The 4,228-nt window shown below is 31.8% G+C and carries 6 protein-coding genes; all 6 read left to right on the top strand.

The window, feature by feature from the left end; all coding sequences use genetic code 11:
• Positions 1-304, top strand: a 304-nt coding sequence (locus GN208_RS17580; protein WP_243828505.1) for a WbqC family protein, incomplete at its 5' end; no start/stop codon positions are given.
• Positions 304-1,344 (top strand): N-acetylneuraminate synthase family protein, encoded by a 1,041-nt coding sequence (locus GN208_RS17575; RefSeq protein WP_004236628.1) that lies wholly within the window; start codon positions 304-306, stop codon positions 1,342-1,344. The genes GN208_RS17580 and GN208_RS17575, both read left to right, overlap by 1 nt.
• 44 nt (positions 1,345-1,388) lie before the next feature.
• On the top strand, positions 1,389-2,021 hold the full coding sequence (locus GN208_RS17570) for a hypothetical protein (protein WP_015422388.1): 633 nt from the start codon (positions 1,389-1,391) through the stop codon (positions 2,019-2,021).
• Positions 2,018-2,788 (top strand): hypothetical protein, encoded by a 771-nt coding sequence (locus tag GN208_RS17565; RefSeq protein WP_015422387.1) that lies wholly within the window; start codon positions 2,018-2,020, stop codon positions 2,786-2,788. The genes GN208_RS17570 and GN208_RS17565 overlap by 4 nt, the downstream gene beginning before the upstream one ends.
• The gene (locus GN208_RS17560) at positions 2,781-3,449 is read left to right on the top strand and encodes a hypothetical protein (RefSeq protein ID WP_015422386.1); all 669 of its coding nucleotides are present in this window, start codon (positions 2,781-2,783) and stop codon (positions 3,447-3,449) included. Before GN208_RS17565 ends, GN208_RS17560 begins: the two co-directional genes overlap by 8 nt.
• A complete protein-coding gene (locus GN208_RS17555) occupies positions 3,446-4,087 on the top strand; it encodes a PIG-L deacetylase family protein (protein WP_004236630.1) in 642 nt (213 codons plus the stop codon). Before GN208_RS17560 ends, GN208_RS17555 begins: the two co-directional genes overlap by 4 nt.
• Positions 4,088-4,228: the final 141 nt, after the last annotated feature.

The raw sequence follows: 4,228 nt of genomic DNA, 5'->3' as shown, positions 1-4,228 counted from the left end.
TTGTGATATAATATTAAGTAGCGAACTTAACCTAGTAACAAGTTCATCTGAATTAATATTAGATATATGTAAAACTGTGGGTGCAAGTACCTATATTAGCGGAAGAGATGGACGAGAATATTTATCAGAGAAAGACTTCATTGATAATAGCATAAATATTATATATCAAGATTATAATATAGAACCATATACCCAATTCAATAATAAGAATGAATTCGTACCATATATGTCAATAATAGACTTGATATCCAATATTGGCATAGAAAAATCAAAAGAATATATTAGGAAAGGTTGGAGTCTATAATGAGAAAATTTACCATAGAAAATAAAACTGTTGGTGATAATTTACCATGCTATATTATTGCAGAAATTGGTGGTAATTTTAAAACTTATGAAGAGGCAAAAAAACTAATTGATGCGGCAGCAACAACTGGTGTAAATGCTGTTAAGTTACAAACATACACTGCTGACACCCTTGCATCTAAAATAGCTAAGTATGAAATGAAAAATACTGGCGCTGTAAGTCAGTATAATCTGTTCAAAGAATTTGAGATTAGTAAGAGCTTACACGAAGAAGTGTATTCTTATAGCCGAAGTAAAGGTCTCGATGTATTTTCAACACCCAGTCATGAGAGCGACCTTCAGTTATTAGAAGATATCGGAAATAATGTTTACAAAATTGGTTCAGATGATAGCAATAATTTAAATTTTATCTCTGCTGTTGCAGCATTACATAAACCCCTAATTGTAGCTACTGGTATGTGTACTTTAAAAGAAGTAGACGATATTGTCGATGCAATATCGAAAACGGGAAATAATAACTTCGCATTACTGCATGCTATTACATCTTATCCAACGGAATATAACATTGCTAACCTCAATGTTATAACAACACTAAAAAATAGATATCCGGGTATTGTAGTTGGATACTCTGATCATACTATCGGGATGCAATGCTCATTCGCAGCAAAAGTACTTGGTGCAGATATTATTGAGCGGCACTTTACACTCGATAGAAATGCAGAAGGACCTGATCACATTTTATCAAGTGATCCTAAAGAAATGAAATTTTTAGTTGACTCAATACGCATAGTAGAAAGCGCATTAGGCAGTGGTATAAAAATGCCTGTCAACCAAGAATTAATCAACCGTCGTAATAACCGAAAATCAGTCGTTATAAATAAAGATTTAAAGAAAGGTGAAGTAATTACAAGAGAATCAATTTGTGTAAAAAGACCAGGAACAGGTATTGAAGCATCACTATACAATCATCTTATCGGACGGACAGTAAATAAAGATATGCCGATTGATGCTGTATTAACATGGGATGACCTTGGTAACTAATCTACTAAGTGTAACTATATCAAACCTATCGTGAAATAACTAATATGCCAAAAATTTTAATCGGTATCCAAGCCAGACTTGGCTCATCACGGCTTCCTCGTAAAAGTGCTTTACCGTTCTTTCAAGACAAAACATTGATTGAAAATATATACAACAAATGGAAAAATTATAATAATCAATATACTGTTGCTATCCTAGCTCCACAAGGTGAATCAGAAGATCCCTTTTGGATATCAGCTTCTCAGAATTGCAAAATAGTATACGGTAGTGACGATAATCTTCTATCTCGCTATATGACAGCAGCTGACCATTTGGATGCCGATATTATCATTCGGGCGACCGGAGATAATCCATTTGTTCATTATCAATTAGTAGACAAGTCAATTAAACATTTCCTTGATAACCAATTTGATTATCTATCTTCAAAATCAGATGATGGATGTAATGTACCTCAAGGACTGGGCATTGAGATATTTACTACTCAGGCACTGAGAACCGTATATAAAACTGCTGATAGAATTGCACAAGAGCATGTAAGCGAAGCTTTTCTAAATAATAGTAACATTAGGTGCGGATTTCTTTTAGACCCATTTAATGCAAAGGAAATCGATCTGAAAATAACAAGCCTGACATTAGATTATTTATGTCAATATGAAATGCTAAAAGGATTACAGTGAGCTACATATATTATGTAATTTTTGGTGAGACATGGGGGAGTGGTCACCTATCTAGGGCAGTTCATTTTAAAAATTCATTACCTCAATCTGAGGTTACAATTGTCATTCATTTTGAGAAGCCATCAGATATAATAATTGCGAATAATTATTTAAAAACTCCCTATCATGAACCTGTAATTAAAAATAGCCAGAATAAGATATTAATTAATGACACCTTAGGTAAATTTACATTACCTGGGGAATACAAGGAAGTTTGGTTATTAGATTCTTTAGAAGAAAGACCATGCAAGGCTAATTTTAAAAAATATCATATACTATACCCAACAATAGGTAGTACTGATTTCCCATTTAAAAAACACACTATGCCAAAGAAAAAAACCTCAGCTCTTATAGTACAGGGAGGGGGTGATGATCATAAAAAAATACCTGAAATCCTTCTTGAAATACCAGAAGAAATATATACTTGGGTATGCATAGGAAATAATTGCCGATATATTAATGAGCTTAGTGAAGTTATAAAAAAAAGGGACAACAGCACATTACTCATAGATGTTCCAATATTACAAATTCTACCTAGTAGTGATTATATTATTACAGCTGCCGGCAATACACTACTAGAGATAATGGAGAATTCCAATAATAAAAAGATTATAATTTTTACGCGGGAAGAGAAAGAGATGCAAACGGCCAATATGTTTTCAAATCACAAAGATGTATTAAAGATATTTGGATTAACCGAAAATTTTCGTTGGATAAAAAATGATTAGCTTATATGAATCTTGTTCCGAATTAATTTATGTCAAGCTAAAAAATCAAGAAAAAAACAATATTTTTTTACCGGAAGACATTTGTGTTTCAGTTGTCAATCGCCTTAGAAATTTTAATATTTCATTTTATAAAGTAAACAGAAACTGGACAATTTCTGATAACTACATTATTCCACCATTAAGAAAAGACGATATTTTATTAGTATCTGATTTATTTAATTTCAGAACGATAGATATCCATACATTGCCAGATTGTAAAATAGTACTGGATTTAGCTCATTGCTCATATGAAACGTTAGCATTCTATTTAGAAAAATTCCGTATAGCTAACAAGAAAGTATTATTTTCATGCATTTCCATGGGAGCAGGAAAATATTATAGATATGGGGGGGGAGGCGTTTTTTTTGATATCAAAAATATAGCAGAGTTAAATGATTTTTCCTTTAATCAGGTTAACTATACATCATTAAATTTAGATTCAAAATACTGTGCTTTAACAAACGAATATTCAACAAGGCATATTGTTTCTGCAAAAAATATCTCTGCTATTGAAATTGACAAACTAAGAAAAAATGGAATTTCCATATCTGATGGACTATTTAGCCATATTAGTGGAAAGCGGTCGAATGAATATTATTTTTGGAAGGATATAACAGAATGAAAATTTGGTTTATTGGTGCCCACTTTGATGATATCGAAATTGGATGTGGTGGAACTGCAGCGAAATTAATATCACAAGGACATGAATGCCATGTGACTATAGTAACAAATTCTGGTTATTCAGATGAGTATGGAAATATTGTTAGAGAATCATCTGTTGCACGAGATGAAGGATTAGCTGGTCTAAAAACGCTTGGTTTTAAGTATATCAATGAATTAAACTTAGAAACAGGAAAGCTGACACATGGACATCAATTAATTCATGAACTTGAAAAACTAAGTAAAGAAATAAAACCTGACATAGTTTTTACTCATTGGGATCAAGATGTACATCAAGATCATGCTGCAGTTGCTAAATCAAGTTTTACTGTATGCCGAAAAGCAGGCAGTATATTAATGTATCGACCAAACTGGTATCGGACATCAGTGCAATTTCATGAGAGTATTTTCGTTGATGTTTCCGATTTTTATCAAATCAAAAAAAATGCTATTAATATGCATGTATCTGAGGTTACTAAATTTGGAAAACATTGGGAATCATTTATTGAAGCTCAAGACAAAGCAAGAGGTATGGAAATAAATGTTGAATTTGCAGAATCATTCCAGGTTGTAAAATTACAATTATTTAAAGGAGAATGATTTTGGGTTTATTTTTAGCCAACGGTGCAGTTAAAAACAGCGGTGATTTTTTAATTCGTGATAGTTTTAATAGTTTTTTTCAAAAAAACTCAAAATTAGAATATAAAAAAATATTATATAGTGAGTTAATTAATACTAATC

The organism is Morganella sp. HSTU-ASny43 (genome assembly GCF_022819185.1).
In the GTDB taxonomy this organism is placed as follows: domain Bacteria; phylum Pseudomonadota; class Gammaproteobacteria; order Enterobacterales; family Enterobacteriaceae; genus Morganella; species Morganella morganii.
Note: the sequence above shows the minus strand (reverse complement) of the source record. Positions and strands in the feature narration are given on the sequence as shown.